The sequence below is a fragment of the Bacillus pretiosus genome (assembly GCF_052947655.1).
The window spans coordinates 5146376-5169355 of the sequence record NZ_CM129593.1; the positions used below are offsets into that span (position 1 = coordinate 5146376).

The window sequence follows — 22980 nt, forward strand, 5'->3', positions numbered from 1 at the left end:
TCCCTTTATTTTGTCCTCATAAGTAAGTATATGAAATATGGTGCACCAATTACAGAAATAACAAGACCGACCGGTATTTCTGAAGTTGTTAACACACTTCTTGAAATTACGTCTGCGAATAAGAGTAAAAACGTCCCTATTAGTGCAGCGGTAGGCAGCATAATTTGATGTTTACCACCGACAAGGCGTCTAGCTAAATGCGGAGCCATTAAACCGATAAAACCAATTCCTCCGGCAACAGCAACAGATGCACCAGCTAAACAAACTGCAATAAACAATAATTTACGTCTTTCTTTTTCTACATTTACACCAAGGCCAACCGCTGTGGAGTCGCCTAGGTTCATTATGTTTAATATGTGAGCCTTACTAATAGCAAGTGGCAAGAAAATAACCATCCATGGAAGTACACTTAGTACGAATTTCCAATCTGTGCCCCATAGACTTCCTGCTAACCAAATCGTAGCAAAACGGAAATCGTTAGATGTCATCTTCATAGAAAAAATTAAACTAACAGCACCAAACCCGGCTGCAACAGCGATACCGACAAGTATTAATCTCGTTGATGAAACGCCGTCTTTCCATGCTAGTAAATAAATAATAACCGCTGCTAATATCGCACCAACCAACGCAAAGAAAGGAAGGATAAATACAGATAAAAATGTACCAGTTCCAACTTTCCCGAAGAAAAAGTAAACGAATATAACGACTGTTAACCCCGCTCCAGCGTTAATACCAATAATACCTGGATCAGCAAGTGGATTACGTGATAACCCTTGCAAAATCGCACCTGACATCGCTAAAGCAGATCCAACTAATATGGCAATGACCATACGCGGCATACGGAATTCAAATAAAATAACAGACTGATCTTCAGCCCCGAGTCCAACCAATGACTTTAATACGTCCATTGGCGGGATTTTAAATGTCCCTGTATTTAAACTTACTAAAAATACAGTAACGATCAATCCTACTAAGATTGTTAAAACAGAAACGTTCTTTTTTGTTAAGACACTTGTCCTCACATTTTCCCTCTCCCTTCGTTACGTGCTAAGTAGAGGAAGAATGGAACCCCAATTAGCGCTGTAATTGCTCCAATTGGCGTTTCAAACGGCGGATTAATAACGCGAGATAACATATCTGCACATTCAATTAACAGCCCACCTAAGACCGCAGAACATGGAATAACCCATCTATAGTCTGAGCCTACAAGGAAACGAGTCATGTGCGGGATTACAAGACCAACAAATCCAACCGATCCTGCCATAGAAACCGCAGAACCTGTTAACACAAGAACAAGTACTGTTCCGATAAATTTAATTAATGTCGTATTTTGACCAAGTCCAATCGCAATTTCTTCACCGAAGCTTAAAATTGTAATATACCTCGACATCATAATTGCAATAAAGAGACAAACAAGGCCAATTGGTACTAACATATTAATACTTTCCCATTTCACTCCCGCAACTCCGCCTGCATTCCACATACTCACCTCTTGGGCAAGGTTGAAATATAGCGCAATTCCAGATGAAATGGCCCCTAATAAAGCACTAATTGCTGCACCCGCTAAAGCTAACTTCACAGGTGTTAATCCACCTGGTGAAGAAGACCCAATTCCATATACAATGCTCGCTCCAAACGCAGCCCCAATAAAAGATGCGATAACGAACATTAAATAAGGTGAATTAGGGAAGAATGCATACATAATTGCAATTCCAAATACAGCTCCATCTGTAATTCCCATTAACGATGGTGAAGCAAGTGGATTTCGCGTCATACCTTGCATAATTGCCCCTGATACTGCTAAAAAGGCACCTGCAACTACGCCCCCTATTGCTCTAGGCATGCGAAGTTCTTGAATTACGTTATGATGCGTAATAGAACCGTCAAACTGAAACACAGCTTGCCATACAGTCTTTAAACTAATATCTGCAGCACCAAACGAAATAGAAACTGCCATGCTTAAAGCTAACAAAACTGTACCTGCTACTAAAATAATAGAAGCAACGAGCGGCCTGCTCTTAATCTCTTTAACATTCACATCTTGCTGTTCTATACTCCTTGCGCTCGCTTCCATACCTCAACCATCCTAACCAACAACATATATTTAATGAAATGAAATTTATTCTCAAATAGTAATAAAAAATTAGGTTAATTGACCTTTTCTTGATAATGATTATCAGAATCAGACACTTTCTATTCTACCTATCGCTTCAAAAGACTGTCAACCATTATTTTGAAATATAAATTTATATAAATTGAAATTTGAATGAATAGATGATGCCCCTCCTTCATTGAATGTTAATCTACTCAATTGTATTTTCGTAGAATAACTCATTCCTCGTATGGGCATAAAAAAAGAAGAGTAATCTGTTCACTCTTCTTTTTCTTACTTATTTAACTTTGCTTCAATTTTTACAATTAATTCATCTTCTGTTGGAGCCGCGACTGGACGATTATTTACAAATGCGAATGATTTTTTACGACCAGGACCACAGTACGACTGACATGCAACTTCAATCGTTGCACATGAATCTACTTTTTTTAACTTTGGAATCAACGTTTTAACGTTCGTTGCCTGACAATCATCACACACACGAAATTCGTTCCCCATTATATAACACTTCCTCTATTTTAAACTTTTCTCAAGTACATTTAAAAATAAACACTAAATGGTATTTTACCGCTCTTTGAAGCTCGTTGCAAGTTTCCCTTTAAAGCTCTTTCTTCATATAATGCTACATATTTATATGTTCTCCTACAGAAGCTTACGTCATTCTTGGCAAAATTTATACCTTTCATCGAAATCTACCATATTTTTAAAAGCTTTGTATAAAAGCTCATTTTTTTGCCCATTATAAAAATAGGAAGTTCATAAAAAGAAAGGGAGTTGAATCTATGAAAGTAAGACAAGATGCTTGGACGGATGAGGATGATTTATTACTTGCTGAAACTGTACTTCGTCACGTTCGAGAAGGAAGTACTCAATTAAATGCATTTGAAGAAGTGGGTGATCAATTAAATCGTACATCGGCTGCCTGTGGTTTCCGTTGGAATGCTGTTGTTCGCTATAGTTATGAACAAGCTCTTCAACTAGCAAAAAAACATCGTAAAGATAAAATGCGCGCTGCAAGCGGTGAACAAGCGAAAAAACGTTTACTTTATACACCACCAGCTTCAGATTCGATAACTGATTATGAAGAATTCGTACAAGAGGAATCAATTGTACAATATAAAGAAGCTATTCCATATAAAGAAACTACCGTTCCTGCTACAAAAAGCTCTATGACAATGCAAGATGTTATTTATTTTTTACAAACAGTCGGATCTTCAAATATAAAAGTGACAGCTCTTGAAAACGAGAATACGAGATTGAAACAAGAGATTAGAGCACAAATCCTTCGAAATGAAGAACTAGAAAAGAAACTAGAAAAATTAGAAAAACAATCTCATACTGTACAAGAAGATTACGAAACACTTATGAATATTATGAACCGAGCTCGTAAGTTGGCAGTCATGGATGACGAAGAACGTTCTCAAACATCTTTCCGAATGGATCGAAACGGTAATTTAGAAAAAATTGCAGAATAGAAAGGATGCATGTAATGCATCCTTTTTTAGTCTTTCATCTTTAAACTTTCCCTTTATATGCGAGAAAACCCCCTTCTTCATTTTTTGCTATAATAGAGATTGTCATTTTAAAGATAAGGGGTTAGTTATATGAGCAATTCCCGTTCCATTTTATCTCAGCCAGAGTGGCGTATTGTAGATCAGTCTAGTTTGGGACCAACATTCCATGCATTGCAGTCATTCGCAATGGATGACACACTGTGCACAAGCATTGGAAATGGTCAATCAGCTGCAACAATGCGTTCTTGGGTTCATCACAATACAATTGTTCTTGGCATTCAAGATTCACGCCTACCACACTTGGAAGAAGGTATTTCCTTTTTACAAGAAAACAACTTCAATGTTATCGTTCGTAATTCCGGTGGACTTGCAGTCGTACTTGATGAAGGTGTTTTAAACGTATCACTTTTATTCCAAGAGACAGAAAAAGGTATCGATATTGATCTTGGATACGATACAATGTGGCATTTAATTAAGGAAATGTTAAACGATTACGATGTTACAATCGAGGCAAAAGAAATTGTTGGTTCTTACTGTCCTGGTAGCTATGACTTAAGTATTCGCAATCAAAAATTTGCTGGCATTTCACAGCGCCGTATTCGCGGTGGTGTCGCTGTCCAAATTTATCTCTGCGCTACAGGAAGTGGCTCTGAGCGTGCCGCACTCGTTCGTGATTTCTACAACCTAGCCATTCAAGGAGAAGAAACACGCTTTACGTATCCTGAAATTGTACCGAGTACGATGGCTTCACTTTCAGAATTACTTGGCGAAACTATTACAGTACAAGATTTAATGATGCGCCTTTTAAAAACACTGCAGCAATTCGCTCCAAAGTTAACACCATCTCAATTAACAATAGATGAAATACCTTTATATGAGACGAATTTACAACGTATTATTGATCGTAACAATAAAGCACTTGGCTTAGAAAAATAAAGACCGTCGCTATAATAGCGACGGTCTTTATTTCGATTCATTATAGAATTAAAGTGCTTGAGCTGCTGTAATTAAAGCTAACTTGTACACTTCTTCTTCGTTACATCCGCGAGATAGATCATTTACAGGCATATTTAAACCTTGTAAGATTGGTCCTACTGCTTCGAAGTTACCTAAACGTTGAGCGATTTTGTAGCCAATATTACCAGCTTCTAAGCTTGGGAATACGAATACGTTAGCATCACCTTTAATTGTAGAACCTGGAGCTTTTTTCTCAGCTACAGACGGTACGAATGCAGCATCGAATTGGAATTCTCCATCTAAAGTTAATTCAGGAGCCATTTCTTTTGCAATACGAGTTGCTTCTACAACTTTTTCTGTTTCTGGAGATTTCGCAGAACCTTTTGTAGAGAAGCTTAACATAGCAACGCGTGGATCAATACCGAATAGTTCAGCAGTTTTCGCACTCTCGATACCAATTTCAGCTAAATCTTGGCTGTTTGGTGCAATGTTAATTGCACAATCAGCAAATACATATTTCTCTTCTTCACGTACCATGATAAATACGCCAGAAGTTTTTGTAACGCCTGGTTTTGTTTTAATGATTTGAAGTGCTGGACGAACTGTATCAGCTGTAGAGTGAGCTGCACCACTTACTAAACCGTGTGCTTTACCCATGTATACAAGCATTGTACCGAAGTAGTTTTCGTCTTTAAGGATTTTGCGAGCGTCTTCTTCAGTTGCTTTACCTTTACGGCGTTCAACGAAAGATGCTACCATTGCATCCATTTCTTCGTATGTAGCTGGGTCATAAATATCAACGCCTGCTAATGTTAAATTCATGCTAGCAGCTTTTGCGCTAATTTCTTCTTTATTACCAACTAAAATTGGTTGTACTAACTCTTCTTTTGCTAAACGCTCTGCAGCGCCTAAAATTCTTTCATCAGTTCCTTCAGGAAGTACGATAGAAATGCCTTTTCCTTGAACTTTTTCTTTTACTGTTGTAAATAAGTTGCTCACGAATAAACCCTCCTACATATGTTAAAAAACTCTATCTTTAAGAATACTGCTTTTCCTCTATATTTTAAACTTATAGCTCCCAAAAAATAGATAAAATTAAAATGATTATATTTTCATAAAATTCAGCCTAGAAATAAATCCCCTTTAAGCCTTATCTTCTCCTATTTTCAAGTAAATTTAAATGTGACAATTTTATGCGCTAAGGCTTTATATAGATGATTTTAAAACTATATATGCTATAGTTAACGTGTAAAACTATCATTAACTGAGGTGAATAGAATGAGTGAAGCAACAACAACGTTAGATGGCTGGTATTGTTTACATGATTTACGTTCTATTGATTGGGCTGCATGGAAAACATTATCTAGCGACGAACGCGGACAAGCTGTGTCTGAATTTTTAAATGTCGTTGAAAAATGGAACGAAGTATCTACCGCGAAAAAAGGTAGTCATGCAATGTATACTGTTGTTGGCCAAAAAGCTGATATTATGCTTATGATTTTACGTCCAACAATGGAAGAGTTAAATGAAATTGAGACAGAATTGAATAAAACAACATTAGCTGAATATATGGTTCCTGCATACTCTTACGTATCTGTTGTTGAACTAAGCAACTACCTTCCAGCTGATGAAGATCCATATCAAAACCCACAAATCTTAGCTCGCTTATATCCAGAACTACCAAAAGCAAATCACATTTGCTTCTACCCAATGGATAAGCGTCGCCAAGGTGATGACAACTGGTACATGCTTCCTATGGAAGAACGTAAAAAAATGATGTACAGTCATAGTAAAATCGGTCGCCAGTACGCAGGTAAAGTACGCCAAGTTATTTCAGGATCAGTTGGATTCGACGATTTTGAGTGGGGCGTAACATTATTCGCTGACGATGTTCTTCAATTTAAAAAACTTATATATGAAATGCGCTTCGATGAAGTAAGTGCTCGTTATGGTGAATTCGGAACATTTTTCGTTGGAAACATTTTACCAGACGAAAAGGTAGAGAAGTTTTTACACATATAGAGTGAAACTTTAATCAGTGGGGGTTTTGTTCATCCCCACTAATTATTAGCCTTCACCAATCGGGCTTTTACAAGCAGTTGATCGCCCATCTAACTTCTTTGCTTTCGCTTAATTTTTAGGTGAGGATCTTACTGCCCGGCAAATAGCGGGGCAAATCGTAAAAAAGGAACGAATTTCGTTCCTTTTTTATTACCCTCTATATTTCTCCTCAAAATACTTCCTTTCTCTGCAAATTCGAACAAAAATCTACAAATTCTTTTCAATTTCCTTACAAAATTGTAACCTTTCTATATCCAAATTTATGCTAAAATGGTACGAGCTACATGCTAATAACGATGCGAAGGTGATAATCTATATGAAGAAAATCTTGTCTATTTTACTAGCGCTTTTATTGTCAATTTCTTCCTTAGGAGTAACAACATCCCATGCCGAAGAAAAAATACACATTGAGGCGGCAGCTGCACTTTTATTTGATGCAGATACAGGAAAAATACTGCATGAACAAAATCCAGATGAATTACTAGCTATTGCTAGTATGTCAAAATTAATTGTTGTTTATGCCGTATTAGAAGCAATTAAAGAAGGAAAAATTACTTGGGATACAAAGGTAAACATTTCTGATTATGCTTATGAAGTTTCACGTAATAATGAATTCTCTAACGTTCCGTTTGAAAAGGGACGTCAATATACTGTAAGAGAATTATATCATTCTATCGTTATCTTCTCTGCAAACGGATCTAGTATTGCCTTAGCAGAACTTCTTGCAGGAAGTGAGAAGAATTTCTTGAATCTTGCAAATGAACATGCAAAAAAACTAGGGTTAAAGAAATATAAATTTGTAAACGCTACTGGGTTAAATAACGCTGACTTAAAAGGAAAACACCCTGAGGGAACGGATCCGAATGGAGAAAATTCCATGTCAGCTCGCGATATGGGTATGCTTTCAAAAGCAATGATTACAAAGTATCCAGAAATGCTAGAGGATACAAAACAAAGATTTAGAAACTTCCCAGATAATCATCCGAAACCAATTCGTATGGAAAACTGGAACTGGATGTTACCAGGTGCTGCTTTCTCTTATGAAGGAACAGATGGTTTAAAAACTGGTAGTTCTGATACCGCTGGATATGGATTCACTATTACCGCTAAACGTGGTGATGTACGTCTTATTTCAGTTATTATTAAAACAAAATCAATGGACGAGCGCTTCACAGAATCTCGTGAATTAATCGAATACGGGTTTAATAACTTCGAAAAACAAAAGTTAAAAGTTGATAAAAATAATACAATCTCTGTAGTAAAAGGGAAAGAAGATCAAGTGACTGTTACACCGGAAAAAGAAATAACAGTAATTGCGAAAAAAGGTAGCAAAGATCCTTATAAAATTGGGACTGAAGTAGATAAATCTCTTGCTGAAGATGGACATTTAGTTGCTCCTATTAAGAAAGATGCCAAAGTAGGCTCAATTACTTTAGAATCAACTGATAAATATGGTTTCTTAGACGGTAGTAAAAGTATGAAAGTTACTGCAAAAACGACAGAAGAAGTTGAAAAGGCAAATTGGTTCGTATTAACAATGCGCTCTATCGGAGATTTCTTCTCAAACTTATGGTCTAAAGTATTTTAATGATGGAAAGCTAGCTCACGCTAGCTTTTTTTATTTTCCTCTCTCCATGTAAAACTTCGTTTGGTTGTCATATCTGAGTCCTTTTTCTCATACGTATGAACTAGTAATCGTTACACACTTCATCTAGAAATAAACCTCTTTCCACAAGGTATTCCAAAAAGAGAGGTGACACATAATGGGTGTTATTGCTTATAACGAAGAAGATGTAAAGTTATTAGCTAGACTGATGCGTGCTGAAGCCGAAGGAGAAGGACAACAAGGAATGTTAATGGTCGGAAACGTAGGGGTAAATCGTGTCCGCGGAAATTGTTTAGATTTTAAAAAAATACGTAATTTACGTCAAATGGTTTATCAAAATCCTGGCGGTTTTGAGGCAACGCAAAAAGGGTATTTTTATCAGCGTGCAAGAGAACAAGATATCGCATTAGCAAGGCGAACGATTCAAGGACAACGTTTTTGGCCTGCAAATTTCGCCTTATGGTTTTTTAGACCTGAAGGCCCTTGCCCACCAACTTGGTATGACCAACAAAACTCTGGACGTTTTAAAAAGCACTGCTTCTTCCAACCATCTGCCGGGGATTGCCCTAGCGTATATTAAGGAATGAAAACGAGGAGGGATTTTTGAATGGCACAGCAACAAAACCCGTATTATGGAACAGGTTTTTATCAACCATCTGGAACTTATGCACAACAGCAACAAATGACCCCACAGCAACAGCAACAACAGCAAGCGATGCAACAACAAGCTGCGCAAGCTCAATATGCCGTCTCTCAAGGCATGTTACCATTAGAACAGTCGTATATTGAAAATATTCTTCGCTTGAACAAAGGCAAGCAAGCCACCGTAGTAATGACTTATGAGCGTGGTAGTTCACTCGGTACACAATCTTATACAGGTATTATTGAGGCAGCTGGACGTGATCACATCGTTATTAGTGAACCGCAATCGGGGAAACGTTTTTTACTACTAATGATTTACTTAGATTATGTAGAATTCCCAGAAGAAATTATGTATTTACCTAGTCAACAAGCAACTTATGCTCCAAGACCATAAAAAAAAGCTGGCATATGCCAGCTTTTGTTTTTTTATAAGCCTTTTACAACTGCAGTTCCGACTAAGATCCATGCCACGATAAACGCTACACCACCAAGAGGTGTAATTGGGCCAAAGAACTTAATACCTGTCGTACTTAATGCATACAAACTACCTGAAAACATAATAATCCCAGCTACCATAAGCCAGCCAGCAGTAGTTAAAAGTGATGATTGAATTTTATCCATTAATAAAGCAACTACGAATAGTCCACCTGCATGAAACATTTGATATGTAACGCCTGTTTTCCAAACTTCTAACATTTTTGCAGAAACTTTATTTTCTAAACCGTGTGCTCCAAAAGCCCCTAACGCAACAGATAGCCCTGCCGCAATACAACCTAGTAAAAAGAAAATTTTCATCTTAATTCCCCTTTTTTTACCTTTATCATAAGCAATTTTTTCATATAAGCCAAACGATTTATCTTCTAAAAATCAAATAAAGAATTACCGTTTGCGCCTTCTTCTTTTATATAAACAGGTTCTCCAGAAACCGGCATAACTGGTTGAACTGTCGTCATAGGCTGAGATCCAATTACTTGTGATGGAATCTCAGGTTCTCTATACATAGAAGGCTCAGCTTGTTCATCTAATAATAAATCACATAACGCTCGCACAACTAATAAATGCGCTTTTGATTGTTGCCCTTCACTGCTTTTTGCCTTTGCAATTTCATTCGCCATTTTATTTAAAATCTTATCGCTCGATATTTGCATTCCTTGTCACCTCTTACTTTGTAGTTCTTTCTCAAATTGTCCTAGCTTCTCTACTGAACCAAACACTATTATCATATCATGTTCTCGTAGTTTTTCCTGCCCCGTTGGATTATGTATAACATCCCCATTTCTCAAAATCGCTAAAATTGTTACATCAAATTGATTTCTCACATCACTCTCTAGTAACGATTTACTAGCTAAAATAGAACCTTTGCCGACTGCAATTTCTTCAATTACAAATGACTGTTCCACGCCATATAGTACTGTATCAATATAATGAACTGTTAGCGGATTCGCAATACCTTTTGCAATATGAATTCCTGCCATGCTAGATGGATTAATCACCTTATTTGCCCCAGCACGCTTTAATTTGTCTTCAGTTTCCGGTTTTTCCGCCCTTGCCACAATTTTAATTGCATCGTTTAGCCCTCTTGCCGTTAATGTAATAAATACATTTTCAGCATCATTTGCTACGATAGCAACTAAACCGGTTGCCTTTGAAATTCCCGCATGATGTAACACTTGGTCTTCCGTTGCATCTCCGTGTACATACAAAAGTTTTTCCTTCTCTAATATACTTTCATCTTTATCCACGACGACAAATGGAATTTTCTTTTCTTGCAATTCATGTACAACTTGAAGCCCCACTCTACCACAACCACATACGATAATATGATTTTGTAACTGTGCTATTTGTTTATCCATCTTCTTCCTCCGTACTGCATGAAATAAATTCCCTTCAATAATCATAGCTGCCACTACACCAATTGCATACGTAACAATACCGACTCCAACCGGTATGATAAGAAGCGCAAAAACTTTTCCTGCCTGTGTTACAGGAACGGCATCTCCGTACCCAACAGTTAATACAGTAATCATCGTCATCCAAAATGCTTGAAACAAACTAATCTCTTCAATCGCCATAAATCCTAACGTTCCTAGAATTACAACAAAGGTCATACATATAACTGCTATCCATAATTGCTTTCGTGCATTCATATCGTGTTTCAACTCTTTTCTCTATCTACAATCTTTGCCAGTGGAAATGAAATACATATATACTAGATATGGAATCTATGAAAGAGGTTGATATAATGAAAACATTTCTTTCCGCCTTACAATGGGCGCTATTTATTTTAGCGGGGAGCCTTATTGTACCAATTAGCGTCGCAACTAATTATGGTCTCGATGGCGCTGAAGCTATTGCATTCGTACAAAGAACATTATTTGTTCTTGGCTTTGCCGGCCTACTGCAAGTTATATTTGGGCATAAACTTCCTATTCAAGAAGGTCCTGCAGGCCTTTGGTGGGGCATTTTCTCTCTTTATGCAAGTTTAGGTGTCGTATTATTTGGATCCAGCAACGAAACGCTTAAAGTACTTCAGTACGCCTTCCTATTAAGTGGTATCATTTGTATTATTCTTAGTGTTTTTGGGCTCATCGATAAACTAGTGCGCTATTTTACACCGACAGTAATTGGAACATATTTATTTCTTCTCGTCGCGCAACTTAGCGGGTCCTTCTTAAAGGGAATGTTCGGTCTTGACGGACAACATACAGAGGTACAAGCTGACGTATTTATTCTTTCACTCATTGTTATTTTACTATCCTTTTTCATCATGAAGCTACCTATTATTGGACAATATTCCGTTCTTTTCAGTATCGTCTGCGGCTGGATATTATTCGCATGCTTCGGATTATCAAATCCAGTAACGCCTGTGACAGATATAATCCGTTTTCCGTCTCTATTTGTTTTCGGAATGCCTCGTATTGAATGGAACATGGCAATTACGGTAGTTTTCGTTACACTATTACTTCTAACAAATATGTTAGCAAGTATTCGCGTTGTGCAAAGGATTGTCTCTAAGTATGAAAAGAATGCAGCACCAGATCGTTTCAAACAAGCCGGTATTATAACAGGAATAAATCAATTGCTAGGAGGCCTTTTTTCAGCTATTGGACCTGTCGCGATTTCTGGATCAGCAGGATTTATTGCAACGACTAATATTTATAAACGACTCCCATTTATGTTAGGGTCAAGCTTTATTATTTTCGTTAGTATATTCCCAAAGATTACTTCATTCTTTGCGGCGATACCTGTCGCAGTCGGATATGCTGCCATTTACCCTGTATTTGCAAGCATGATTGGTCTTGCCTTTCGCGAATACGAAACAGTACAAGATAAAGAACGGTTATTTAAAGTAGCAGGTCTTTCAATCTTTACAGGAGTCGGAGTTATGTTTGTTCCAGCAGGAGCATTTTCTACACTCCCGCCGTTTCTAGCATCGTTTTTAAGTAACGGTCTTGTTCTTGGATCTGTAATGGCAATTTTGCTCGAAATGCTATTTTCTCGTTCTACAGAAAAACAACCATCGTAAATTGGAAAACTTCCATTATTGCACTCTATCTTTAGAGTTGTTACGATAATGATAAAGTTAAACTTTAATCAATGAGAGCTATTCATCTTTACTAATGATTAGCTCTCACCGATCGGGCATTAGCAGTATAAATTATCATGGGCAATGTGCTCGTGATAATTTATACTAAAAATACAGAACTTCTCCTAGCTTCACATAAAGAAGTTCGATGTCTTACTATATATTCCCCAATATCTTCATAAAACTTTATTTCTATTTCAACAAAGAGAGGAATTTTCAATATGACTTATAAAATGATTGTTTTAGACTTAGATGATACTTTATTACGTGACGACCATACCATTTCACCTCGTACGAAAGAGGCTCTAATGACTGCACAAGAGCAAGGTGTAAAAGTTGTACTTGCTTCTGGACGTCCAACATTTGGTATGCGCAATGTAGCGAAAGAACTTCGTTTAGAAGAATACGGTAGTTTCATTCTATCTTTTAATGGTGCAAAAATTATTAACTGTAAAACAAGCGAAGAAATCTTTAGTAGTACGCTATCTCCTGAAATCGTTCACAACCTATTTGAAATTAGTAAAACTGAAGATGTATGGATTCATACTTATATTGGCGATGATATCGTAACAGAAGAAAATAATCCTTATACTGAAATTGAGGGCGATATTACTGGTATGCCAATTGTTGTAGTAGATGACTTTAAAGCTGCTGTTAAAGAGCCTGTAGTAAAAGTATTAATGAATAAAGAAGCTGAACGACTTGTTGTAGTAGAAAAGAAACTACAAAAACAACTAGAAGGCCAATTAAGTGTTATGCGTTCTAAACCATTCTTCTTAGAATTTACTGAAGCCGGTGTTACAAAAGGAACAAGCTTAAACCAACTGATTCAAAAACTTGGCATTAAGCGCGAAGAAGTTATCGCAATGGGCGATAGCTATAACGATCAGGCAATGATCGAATTCGCCGGTCTTGGTGTTGCAATGGGCAATGCACCAGATGATATTAAAGAAATTGCAAACTACGTAACAGATACAAATATGAACGATGGCGTTGCAAAAGTTGTAGAGAAGTTCGTACTAAAAAGAGAAGCACTTGTTTAATATTTTCACTCATAAAACCTATTTGAAGTCAAACACTTCAAATAGGTTTTTATTTAAATTCTCATGCTTTTGTGACTATATTTTGAACTTTGCACTATTCTCGTAGTGTAAACTTTCTTTTTGTATATAATGGAACAAAATAGACTATTTTATTTTGAAAAAGAATACAAATTTACTATATACAAGCATACATTAAAGGAGGCTACTTCATGTTATCTACACCAATCGGACGATTAAGAGCAATCGGCTTAATTGAGGGGATTTCTTTCCTATTACTATTATTTGTAGCAATGCCATTAAAATATTTTGCAGGATTTGCAACAGCCGTTAAAATTACAGGTATGGCTCATGGTGTTTTATTTATTCTATTCATCTTTGCGGTAATTCAAGTAACAATCGTACACCGCAAATCAATTGCATGGGCACTTGGGGCATTTGTTTCATCAGTTATCCCATTCGGTACTTTTGTACTAGATGCAAAATTAAAGAACGAACAACAATAATAGCAAAAAGGTAGTTAACGACTGTTAACTACCTTTTTTATTTACAAATTTGGAATTTCCCAATCAATTTCTCTCTCGCCCATATTAGCTAAAATCGTATTTACTTTAGAGTATGGCTTACTACCAAAGAAACCACGTCTTGCCGATAATGGGCTCGGATGTACAGACTCGATAATATGATGCTTCGTATTCGTAATTAACTTTTTCTTCGCCTGTGCATGACGTCCCCACAATATGAAAATAACCGGTTTTTCACGTTCATTTAATAGCTCAATTACACGATCTGTGAAATGCTCCCAACCTTTTCCCTTATGAGAATTGGCTTCACCTTGTCGAACTGTTAATACCGTATTTAATAATAAAACCCCTTGCTCTGCCCACTTTACTAAATAACCGTTATTCGGGATTTCATAACCATATTCATCTCGAAGTTCTTTATACATATTTAGCAATGACGGTGGCGTTTTAATGCCGGGCTGTACTGAAAAGCTTAAACCATGTGCTTGATCCGGTCCATGATATGGATCTTGCCCTAAAATAACGACCTTTGTATTTTCATAACTTGTATACTCTAGAGCGCTAAAAATATCTTCTATCCTTGGATAAACAACATGTGTACTGTACTCTTCTTTCAAAAAATCAGCCAGCTTACGATAATATTCTTTCTCAAATTCTGGTGCCAATAATGGCTCCCAATCATTTTTTAAAACATTTTTCATGCTTTCACTTCCCGTCCAATTAATTCACCATATCCTGTTTTGTAAATACTACAAACGAAATAATAAGGGATATAACTGCCCAAACCGTTAAATTCATTAAAGAGAACCCCATCGATAAGCCTTGTAATGCAGGTAATTTTCCTGATAGATAGTCTGTTAATGATAAATTCACACTAAAAATATATTTCGCACCCTCCCAAGATGTTGCAAACGAGCTTAAAATGCCACCTGCGATTAATGCGGCTAACATAACGCCCATACCGGCTGGTGTATTTCGAATTAAAACAGAAACCATAAATGATATAGTTCCGACAACGATAGCAACAAACCAAGCTAACCCATACGCCATCAAGACGTATTGCCACTGCGGAATAAGGTGTACAAAATTCGTATTTAACGTTTCCTTATCAATAACAAACCCAGTTAAAACAGGCAAATTCCATCCCGAGTATCCAAATACAAGCCCAGATAATATGTAAGCAAACAAACCGACAAGAAGCAGTATGAGTGAAATGAAAAATAACATCGTCACGTACTTACTAAGAAGTATTTTCCAGCGCCGAATCGGCCGTGTAAGTAGCATCTTCATCGTTCCATCACTTCGCTCTCCTGAAACAATATCGATAGCGACAATCATTACGAGAAGCGGAATAAACAATGTAATTCCTTGCTCAATAAACGCCCTTACAAAAGTGGGTGCGCCCGGTGCCATCGGGTTAATATCATGATCTAAATAATATTGTTGCTGCTCCACTCTTACCTTTAGCCAATCACGCCATTCTTCTGGTAGTCTAGAATTGTTCAAGCGGTTTTGAGAATCAACAATTTGTTGTTGTAATGAAACTTTCCAATCCGTCGTACCGAGCCTTTTTTGTGTCGTTTCTACTTCACGATACTGCGCATACACGAAAAGTGGGATCAAGATTGCTAAAATAAGCATGACAACAAAAATACGTTTCTTACGATAAATTTTTTCCGATTCATTTAAGACTAGATTCGCAAATTCACGCATGCTGCTCACCCCTTGTGAGTTCAATAAATAAATCTTCTAGCGTAAATACAAGCTCCTTAACGCTATGTACATCTATCCCGTTTTCTACAAAATGTTTATTCCAATTACTTATAGATGCGATATTCATGCGGCATAGTAATCGATCACCTTCTATACTCACTTCTCTTACTTCCTCAGCATCTTCTAGCATATTTTTCGCCTTAGAAATCGGTGTAACAATCCATTCTACACGATCACTTGCTGTTTTAATTAACTCTTCAACCTTGGCAACTGTTATCATCTTTCCTTTATGAATAATAGCAACGCGATCACATATCATTTGCACTTCACTTAGCAAATGACTTGAAATAAACACACTCATATTTTCTTCTTTCACAAGCTTATGTATAAATTCCCTAAGTTCTCTAATCCCAGCTGGGTCTAAACCATTTGTTGGCTCATCTAATATGAGCAATTTTGGATTTCCAAGAAGCGCTTGCGCAATACCAAGACGCTGTTTCATACCGAGTGAGTATGTTTTTACCTTATCGTGAATTCTTTCATCTAAATGAACCATTTGAGCAATTTCAATAATACGTTCATCTGATATACCACCTAACATACGGGCAAATTGTTTTAAATTTTCCCATCCCGTTAAATAGGTATACAGTTCTGGGTTTTCAACGATACTCCCAATTTGACGCATCGCTTCTCTGAAATTTTCCTTAATAGAATAACCGCCGATAGAAATCGTGCCTTCTGTTTCTTTAATCAATCCAACTAACATTCGAATTGTAGTTGTTTTTCCGGCACCATTCGGCCCTAGGAAGCCGAACACTTCCCCTTGTTTTACATCGAAGGAAATATTCTCTACAATTGTCTTCTTTCCAATTACCTTCTTCACGTCACGTACGGAAAGTATCGTCGTCATTTTACCCCTCCTTGTTCTAGTTTTAATTTACTCGCAACATTTTGAACTAATCGGTCCGCCATATATGTATATCCTATTTCATTCGGATGGAAATGGTCGGAGTATAATAAATCTTTCCCACGGTTTTGGAATAAATCAAATGTCGGTGTAATATACACATTTTTATTATTTATCGCTAATTTTTCTAAAGATGCATTCCAGTCTACAACGATGTTTGAAGAACCTTTTAAATCTTCTACATCTTCAAAAGGATTGTATAAACCAAGCCAAAAAATAGGGCTATCTGTATTTAACTTACGAATTTCTTCTATTATTTTCTTCGCTTCATTTTGGAACGTCGCTGTATCAGGACGATATGTTTCTAAATCTATCTTTTCAAGCGATTCCCACCCTGGAAATAAATCATTTCCTCCAATTGTTAAAACGATTACATCTGCTTGCTTAATTGAATATTGAGCGCCACTACTCTCAATTTGTTTTAATAGGTCGGGCATTTTTGCACCACTAACAGCTAAGTTTGTTAATGCAACCTTTTGCTTATAATCTTTTTGTAAATCTTCTTTCATCCGTCCAACATAGCCAATTCCTTCTTTATCACCAACACCGCGTGTTAATGAATCACCTAAACTAACGATTTGTAACGTTCCCGTTTTCTTTTTCTCTTTTGCCACTACATCGGTCTTTTTAATTAAATTTGAAGCTTTCGGATTTAATACATCATTTACACCTGAAACAAAGCCATATGCAAATAAACAGAAAGATGCAATTGTAATGAGTAGAATTACTTTTACTACTTTTGATCTCATATCAAAACCCCTTTTAGCCCTCATAGATTGTCCATAATTATACCAAACGCAATTTTGAAAAGCGATTTTCAAACCTTATCTATTATGTTGTTTCCCTATGTACTAATTCTGGCAATAACTCTACGTGCCTTATATCGATTTGCTCATCATTAATCTTTTCATATAATAATTCAAATGCCTTCACACCAACATTTTTACTACAATACGAAATCGTCGTAATGCCTAAAATATCTGCCACATCTTGATCATCACAACCGATAATCGTAATATCTTCCGGAATACGAATGCCTTGTTTTTTCGCTTCCGTTACCATCCCCGCGGCAATATGGTTGCAAGATACAAGAAACGCTGTTGGTTTTACTGACATACGTGTCCATTCCCTAATCACATTACGCCCATCTTCCACTGTAAAACAGCCTTTAAACTTCCAAGCCTCTATCGGTGTTACAGCAATCTGTTGAAGCGAATCTTCATATGCTTGTTTTCTTCTCTGACTATTAATGCTATTACTTCTTCCAATGCAATACCCAATACTTGTATGGCCCGCATCTATTAAGCTTTTCATTCCGCGCGAAAACACTTTATAGTAATCAATATGCACACTCGAAATGAAATTCGAGTCGATTTCTTCGCACATAACAATAGGGCCGAATTTCGTATATTCTTCAAGCTTTTCCTTACTATTCGCCCGCGAACATATAATAACCCCATCAAGTTTTTTCATTTTTAACATATTTAAAATTTCTAATTCCCTTTCCTCACTATAATTCGTCTGACAAAGCATCATATTATAATTATTCTTTGCTGTTTCCTTTGATATTCCCTCGATAATAGCGCTATAATATTGATCATTTACGTGCGGTAATAAAACGCCAATTACATTCGTTTTTCCTTTCACTAAATGAATTGCATTCACATTTTGCGTATAATTTAATTCTTCTATAATTGCTAAAATTTCTTTTCGTTTCTGTTCATTCACATATGGATGATTATTTAGTACACGTGAAACAGTTGAAACAGATACCCCAGCAAGCTCAGCAATCTTCCTTATATTCGTCATCTCATTTTCCCCTTCCCTGCAAAAATTCTCCCTTGACCTGGTAAGCTTTCCACAATATATCCTTTCCTAGCAAATACATTTTGAAAGGATATACAACTATGCTTCGATTCAAATTAGAATATATATTTTTCATTGGCGGTCTACTCACTCTCGCCATCGGTATTAATATGATGACGACAATTACTTCCTTTGGACTTAGCCCTTATGATTCCTTCTTTATTGCACTATATCAAAATTTCGGGATAAGTATCGGTTTTTGGATTTTCATGATTAACTTTGCATTTACTCTTATCGTACTCTTTTGGAATAAAAAACAAATAACAATTGGTACAATTGTAACGATGGTTCTTATTTCCCTTTTTGTTGATTGGATTGGTTCCATTCCAACTATTATGGACGCTATCCGTTCTCTTCCAAAATATATAACACTTATTTGCGGAAATCTATTCGTTGGAGCTGGGATTGGTCTTTACGTCTCTACAAACCTTTGCGCAGCACCTCAAGAAGCTTTCGTTTTAACGGTTGCTGAGAAAAAGAAATGGACATTTAGAAGAACAGAAATTTCGTTAGCGTTTTTATTTTTAACATTAAGCTTCCTATTAGATGGACCTATCTATTTTGGAACAATCATCTTATCCTTTACAACAGGCTGGATTATCCAAGCATTTATTCAAATTGGTACGAAGATTTTAAATAGAAAAGAGCCTATTAAGCAAGCTGCTTAACAGGCTCTTTCTGTTTTATAAGAAGAGATACTACTTAGCATCCCCTTCAATTCGATAGTTTGCTTTCAAACAATCTATTTCTTCATACCCTTGCAACGTATGTAGAATATAATCATAATCAGCAAGAGACGCACGATGCGTCACAATTACAATTTCAGCCTTCCCTTTCTCTTCAAGCGGCATTTGAATAATCTTTTCAAAGCTAACGCCACGCTCAGAGAATAATGAAGTAATTTTTGCAAATACACCAATTTCATCTTTTACATGAAGTCTTAAAAATTTCTTCACAACAATTTCGTCTGGCTCTTTTAATACTTTTTTATACTGCGGGGATACCGCACTATTTCCGTTTACACCTAATCGAATATTTTGCATTACAGCTACTAAATCTGAAACAACAGCTGTTGCTGTCGGTAAACTTCCTGCACCTGGCCCATAAAACATCGTTTCTCCGACCGCTTCACCATACACATATACAGCGTTATATTCGTTTTGTACGGCCGCCAGAGGATGTGTATTTGGAAGTAGTGTCGGTTCAACTGTCACCTCTAATTTTTCACCATCTCGCTTCGCAAGACCGATTAATTTAATCGTGTATCCTAAACTCTTACTGTATTCAATATCTTCTTCTGTAATAGAAGTAATCCCTTTTACCTTCACATCTCCAAGCTCTACATTTGTAGAAAAACCAAGGGTAGCCAAAATCGTCATTTTTCTCGCTGCATCTAAACCTTCCACATCTGATGTTGGATCTGCTTCTGCAAATCCAAGTTGTTGGGCTTCTTTTAACACGTCGTTATATGCTCTCCCTTCATCTGACATTTTCGTCAAAATAAAATTTGTCGTTCCATTTACAATTCCCATTACTTTCGTAATAAGATCTGAAGAAAGTCCTTCTACGATACTTCGTAAAATCGGAATCCCTCCGGCTACACTTGCTTCATAAAACAAATCTGCTTTATTATCTTTTGCTACCGCTAAGAGTTCCGCCCCATGTAACGCCATTAAATCTTTATTGGCAGTCACAACATGCTTCCCGCTCTGTAAGGCTTGCAAAATATATGCTTTTGCATCATCAATGCCACCCATCACTTCGATGACAACGTCAATATTTGGATTATCTAAAATTTCATTTGCATCTTGTGTTAATAGAGTAGAAGGTACCTCTACTTCTCTCTCTTTTTCAATATTTTGTACTAGTACTTTCGTTACTTTTACAGGACAACCTACTTGGTGGATAAGTCGCTCTTGATGATCTGTAATGATACGAACTACACCACTCCCAACTGTCCCAAGACCTAATAAACCAACTTGAATTTCTTTCATAATACTGTCCACCCCTCAAAAATTGTGTTTAGATGAAATTATATGAGTAAAAAATCTGAAAAACAATGTTTTTTGAACATTCGGAAAAATATGAGTTAATCTTTACAAAGAAAACGTTGCCACGTGTTACACAATCTTTTTTTATAATACATAAGGGGTTTCTTGATACACGTAATAATTCAGCCAATTAGAGAATAATAGATTCCCATGGCTTCTCCACCTTACAAGTGGTTTCTCATTTGGATTATTATGCTTAAAATAATTTTTCGGCACATCAATATTTAACCCTTTTTGGCGGTCCCGTTCGTATTCTTGCTTTAACGTATCACAACTATATTCACTATGCCCGAGCGCAAACACTTGCCTTCCTTCTTGCCCAATGACAAGGTGAACACCTGCTTCCTCAGAATTTGCTAATAATGTTAAGTCTGTCACCTTTCTAATATCACTCTCTCGTACTTCTGTATGACGAGAATGCGGGGCAAAAAACAATTCATCAAACCCTTGTAACAATTTCACATGTTGCTCACGAACTTCATGTTCAAATACACCGAACATTTTTTCCTTAAGAGGATACTTTGGAACACCATAATGATGATACAAGCCAGCCTGTGCCCCCCAGCAAATATGAAGCGTAGATGTTACATTCTTTTTTGAATACTCCATAATACGTTTAAGCTCTTCCCAATAATCTACCTCTTCAAAAGAAAGAGTTTCAACTGGTGCTCCTGTAATAATAAGTCCATCAAATTTCTCATTCTCAATATCACGAAATGTTTTATAGAAACTCGTTAAATGGTCCTGCGCTACATTGCGAGACAAATGTGATTCCATATGAAGTAGGTGAACATCTAATTGCAACGGTGTGTTGCCAATTAAACGAAGTAATTGCGCTTCTGTTTCTTGCTTTGTAGGCATTAAATTTAAGATAGCAATTTTCAATGCCCGGATATCTTGTGTTTCTGCTCGCTCCTTCGTCATTACAAAAATATTTTCCTTCTGCAACACTTTGCGAGCTGGTAAATCTCTATCAATTATGATCGGCATGTTCTTTGCCTCCGACTAGCGCTGCTTCTAAATCTGCAATAATATCAGAAACATCTTCTATACCAACCGATAAACGAATTAAATCTGATGTAACTCCAGCTAGACGCTGATCTTCAGCACTTAATTGTCTATGCGTTGTGCTAGCAGGATGTATAACACAAGTTCGTGCATCCGCTACATGCGTTACGAGAGTTGCTAGTTTTACATTTGCGATAAATTCTTTCGCTGCTTCTAATCCGCCCTTAATGCCGAATGTTAAAACACCACTAGCACCTTTTTTCAAATACGTTTGTGCTAACGAGTAATTTTCATTGCTATCTAATCCCGGATAATTCACCCATTCAATACGTTCATGGTTAGCAAGCCACTTAGCAACTGCGAGAGCATTTTCACTATGACGCTCCATTCTTAAATGTAGCGTTTCTAAGCCGATATTGCTAATATACGCATTGAATGGGCTCATACAGTTTCCATAGTCTCTTAATAATTGAACACGTGCCTTCACAATATACGCTGCTGCACCAAAATTTTGAACGTAACTTACGCCGTGATAACTTGGATCCGGTTCAACAAGTTCAGGATATTTCCCATTTGTCCAATCAAAGTTCCCTCCGTCAATGACAATGCCGCCTAAAGAGCTTGCATGACCATCAATATATTTCGTCGTAGAATGAACGATAATATTTGCTCCGTGCTCAAATGCTTGGCATAAATAAGGAGTTGCTAATGTATTATCCACGATAAAAGGTACTTCTAACTCTTTCGCTGCATCTGAAAATTCTTTGAAATTTAAAACGTTCATCGCTGGATTTCCTAACGACTCTGCATAAACAAGTTTCGTCTTATCATTAGCAAGGGCCACAATTTCATCAGCACTTAAATTCGGATTAAAGAACGTAACGTCAATACCAAGCTTACGCAAACTCACTCCAAATAAATTAAACGTTCCACCATAAACTGTGGAAGAACAAAGCAAGTGGTCTCCGCTACTACAAATATTTAAAACAGCAAGCATAATAGCAGCCTGCCCAGAAGCCGTTGCAACAGCTCCTACACCACCCTCTAAATCCGCTAACTTTTGCTCAAATGCAGCTAAAGTAGGATTTCCAATACGCGTATATATATATCCTTCTGCCTCTAAATTAAATAGCGCTGCTAAATCATCTGAAGTATCGTATTTATACGTTGTACTTTGATAAAGTGGCAAAACACGCGGTTCACCATTCTTTGGTGTATAGCCACCTTGCACACAAATTGTTCCTTTTCCCCATGATTCTCCCATCTCTCATTCTCCTTTCTTTTATACAAAATAAAAAACTGCTCCTTTCCTGAAAACAAGAAAGGAGCAGT

At 36.8% G+C, this 22980-nt stretch carries 25 protein-coding genes; 10 read left to right on the top strand and 15 right to left on the bottom strand.

The window, feature by feature from the left end:
• Window positions 1-5 precede the first annotated feature (5 nt).
• The 3 genes from ACU8YW_RS26650 to ACU8YW_RS26660 form a co-directional block, all read right to left on the bottom strand.
• Complete coding sequence (locus tag ACU8YW_RS26650) at window positions 6-1022, bottom strand: FecCD family ABC transporter permease (RefSeq protein ID WP_088065051.1); 1017 nt, start codon at window positions 1020-1022, stop codon at window positions 6-8.
• Window positions 1019-2074: a FecCD family ABC transporter permease gene (locus ACU8YW_RS26655; protein WP_000388283.1), complete on the bottom strand. Its 1056-nt coding sequence runs from the start codon at window positions 2072-2074 to the stop codon at window positions 1019-1021. The genes ACU8YW_RS26650 and ACU8YW_RS26655 overlap by 4 nt, the downstream gene beginning before the upstream one ends.
• A 312-nt stretch (window positions 2075-2386) precedes the next feature.
• Window positions 2387-2611 carry a YuzB family protein gene (locus ACU8YW_RS26660; protein WP_000526075.1) on the bottom strand — a complete coding sequence of 75 codons (225 nt, stop codon included), beginning with the start codon at window positions 2609-2611 and terminating at the stop codon, window positions 2387-2389.
• Between the two features lie 284 nt (window positions 2612-2895).
• Here ACU8YW_RS26660 and ACU8YW_RS26665 point away from each other — a divergent pair, with 284 nt between their 5' ends.
• Window positions 2896-3588: an RsfA family transcriptional regulator gene (locus ACU8YW_RS26665; RefSeq protein ID WP_087981931.1), complete on the top strand. Its 693-nt coding sequence runs from the start codon at window positions 2896-2898 to the stop codon at window positions 3586-3588.
• A 129-nt stretch (window positions 3589-3717) separates the two neighbouring features.
• Window positions 3718-4563: an octanoyl-[GcvH]:protein N-octanoyltransferase gene (gene lipL / locus ACU8YW_RS26670; protein ID WP_046955490.1), complete on the top strand. Its 846-nt coding sequence runs from the start codon at window positions 3718-3720 to the stop codon at window positions 4561-4563.
• 48 nt (window positions 4564-4611) lie between these two features.
• Here the strand turns inward: lipL and pta are convergent, their stop codons facing one another.
• Window positions 4612-5583 (bottom strand): phosphate acetyltransferase, encoded by a 972-nt coding sequence (gene pta / locus ACU8YW_RS26675; protein ID WP_000067226.1) that lies wholly within the window; start codon window positions 5581-5583, stop codon window positions 4612-4614.
• 279 nt (window positions 5584-5862) lie between these two features.
• On the opposite strand from pta, the gene hemQ reads away from it, so the two are divergent.
• The 4 genes from hemQ (at window position 5863) to gerQ (ending at window position 9287) form a co-directional block, all read left to right on the top strand.
• On the top strand, window positions 5863-6606 hold the full coding sequence (gene hemQ / locus ACU8YW_RS26680) for a hydrogen peroxide-dependent heme synthase (RefSeq protein WP_001287602.1): 744 nt from the start codon (window positions 5863-5865) through the stop codon (window positions 6604-6606).
• A gap of 355 nt (window positions 6607-6961) precedes the next feature.
• On the top strand, window positions 6962-8233 hold the full coding sequence (locus ACU8YW_RS26685; protein WP_088065052.1) for a serine hydrolase: 1272 nt from the start codon (window positions 6962-6964) through the stop codon (window positions 8231-8233).
• 175 nt (window positions 8234-8408) lie between these two features.
• Window positions 8409-8831: a cell wall hydrolase CwlJ gene (gene cwlJ / locus ACU8YW_RS26690; RefSeq protein WP_000538157.1), complete on the top strand. Its 423-nt coding sequence runs from the start codon at window positions 8409-8411 to the stop codon at window positions 8829-8831.
• Window positions 8832-8858: 27 nt separating this feature from the next.
• Complete coding sequence (gene gerQ / locus ACU8YW_RS26695; RefSeq protein ID WP_000068635.1) at window positions 8859-9287, top strand: spore coat protein GerQ; 429 nt, start codon at window positions 8859-8861, stop codon at window positions 9285-9287.
• A gap of 32 nt (window positions 9288-9319) precedes the next feature.
• On the opposite strand, the gene ACU8YW_RS26700 is transcribed toward gerQ, so the two are convergent.
• The 3 genes from ACU8YW_RS26700 to ACU8YW_RS26710 form a co-directional block, all read right to left on the bottom strand.
• On the bottom strand, window positions 9320-9688 hold the full coding sequence (locus ACU8YW_RS26700) for a DUF423 domain-containing protein (RefSeq protein ID WP_000688322.1): 369 nt from the start codon (window positions 9686-9688) through the stop codon (window positions 9320-9322).
• Between the two features lie 65 nt (window positions 9689-9753).
• Complete coding sequence (locus tag ACU8YW_RS26705) at window positions 9754-10041, bottom strand: YwdI family protein (protein ID WP_001167358.1); 288 nt, start codon at window positions 10039-10041, stop codon at window positions 9754-9756.
• Window positions 10042-10047: 6 nt separating this feature from the next.
• Window positions 10048-11040 (bottom strand): potassium channel family protein, encoded by a 993-nt coding sequence (locus tag ACU8YW_RS26710; RefSeq protein ID WP_262719775.1) that lies wholly within the window; start codon window positions 11038-11040, stop codon window positions 10048-10050.
• 95 nt (window positions 11041-11135) lie between these two features.
• Between ACU8YW_RS26710 and ACU8YW_RS26715 the strand changes: the two genes are divergently transcribed.
• The 3 genes from ACU8YW_RS26715 (at window position 11136) to ACU8YW_RS26725 (ending at window position 14025) form a co-directional block, all read left to right on the top strand.
• Window positions 11136-12419, top strand: coding sequence for a purine/pyrimidine permease (locus tag ACU8YW_RS26715; RefSeq protein ID WP_426934433.1), 1284 nt, complete (start codon window positions 11136-11138; stop codon window positions 12417-12419).
• Window positions 12420-12700: 281 nt separating this feature from the next.
• On the top strand, window positions 12701-13522 hold the full coding sequence (locus ACU8YW_RS26720) for a Cof-type HAD-IIB family hydrolase (protein WP_087981923.1): 822 nt from the start codon (window positions 12701-12703) through the stop codon (window positions 13520-13522).
• Window positions 13523-13731: 209 nt separating this feature from the next.
• Complete coding sequence (locus ACU8YW_RS26725) at window positions 13732-14025, top strand: DUF3817 domain-containing protein (protein WP_000953389.1); 294 nt, start codon at window positions 13732-13734, stop codon at window positions 14023-14025.
• Window positions 14026-14066: 41 nt separating this feature from the next.
• Here ACU8YW_RS26725 and ACU8YW_RS26730 read toward each other — a convergent pair whose 3' ends face one another.
• Genes ACU8YW_RS26730 through ACU8YW_RS26750 form a run of 5 tightly spaced genes read right to left on the bottom strand, consistent with a single transcriptional unit; the run spans window position 14067 to window position 18532 of the window.
• Window positions 14067-14744 carry a uracil-DNA glycosylase gene (locus tag ACU8YW_RS26730; RefSeq protein ID WP_088608213.1) on the bottom strand — a complete coding sequence of 226 codons (678 nt, stop codon included), beginning with the start codon at window positions 14742-14744 and terminating at the stop codon, window positions 14067-14069.
• A 19-nt stretch (window positions 14745-14763) separates the two neighbouring features.
• A complete protein-coding gene (locus ACU8YW_RS26735; protein WP_097906811.1) occupies window positions 14764-15756 on the bottom strand; it encodes a DUF2705 family protein in 993 nt (330 codons plus the stop codon).
• A complete protein-coding gene (locus ACU8YW_RS26740; RefSeq protein ID WP_088608211.1) occupies window positions 15749-16666 on the bottom strand; it encodes an ABC transporter ATP-binding protein in 918 nt (305 codons plus the stop codon). Before ACU8YW_RS26740 ends, ACU8YW_RS26735 begins: the two co-directional genes overlap by 8 nt.
• Window positions 16663-17544: an SGNH/GDSL hydrolase family protein gene (locus ACU8YW_RS26745; protein ID WP_176551453.1), complete on the bottom strand. Its 882-nt coding sequence runs from the start codon at window positions 17542-17544 to the stop codon at window positions 16663-16665. Before ACU8YW_RS26745 ends, ACU8YW_RS26740 begins: the two co-directional genes overlap by 4 nt.
• Window positions 17545-17554: 10 nt before the next feature.
• The gene (locus tag ACU8YW_RS26750; RefSeq protein ID WP_088065057.1) at window positions 17555-18532 is read right to left on the bottom strand and encodes a LacI family DNA-binding transcriptional regulator; all 978 of its coding nucleotides are present in this window, start codon (window positions 18530-18532) and stop codon (window positions 17555-17557) included.
• A 98-nt stretch (window positions 18533-18630) separates the two neighbouring features.
• Here ACU8YW_RS26750 and ACU8YW_RS26755 point away from each other — a divergent pair, with 98 nt between their 5' ends.
• The gene (locus tag ACU8YW_RS26755) at window positions 18631-19257 is read left to right on the top strand and encodes a YczE/YyaS/YitT family protein (RefSeq protein WP_088065058.1); all 627 of its coding nucleotides are present in this window, start codon (window positions 18631-18633) and stop codon (window positions 19255-19257) included.
• Window positions 19258-19287: 30 nt separating this feature from the next.
• On the opposite strand, the gene ACU8YW_RS26760 is transcribed toward ACU8YW_RS26755, so the two are convergent.
• The 3 genes from ACU8YW_RS26760 to ACU8YW_RS26770 form a co-directional block, all read right to left on the bottom strand.
• Window positions 19288-20583 (bottom strand): homoserine dehydrogenase, encoded by a 1296-nt coding sequence (locus tag ACU8YW_RS26760; protein WP_000659102.1) that lies wholly within the window; start codon window positions 20581-20583, stop codon window positions 19288-19290.
• Window positions 20584-20724: 141 nt separating this feature from the next.
• Window positions 20725-21630 carry a homoserine O-acetyltransferase MetA gene (metA, locus tag ACU8YW_RS26765; protein ID WP_088065059.1) on the bottom strand — a complete coding sequence of 302 codons (906 nt, stop codon included), beginning with the start codon at window positions 21628-21630 and terminating at the stop codon, window positions 20725-20727.
• Window positions 21614-22912, bottom strand: a complete 1299-nt coding sequence (locus ACU8YW_RS26770) for a bifunctional O-acetylhomoserine aminocarboxypropyltransferase/cysteine synthase (protein ID WP_000504750.1) — start codon at window positions 22910-22912, stop codon at window positions 21614-21616. The genes metA and ACU8YW_RS26770 overlap by 17 nt, the downstream gene beginning before the upstream one ends.
• Window positions 22913-22980: the final 68 nt, after the last annotated feature.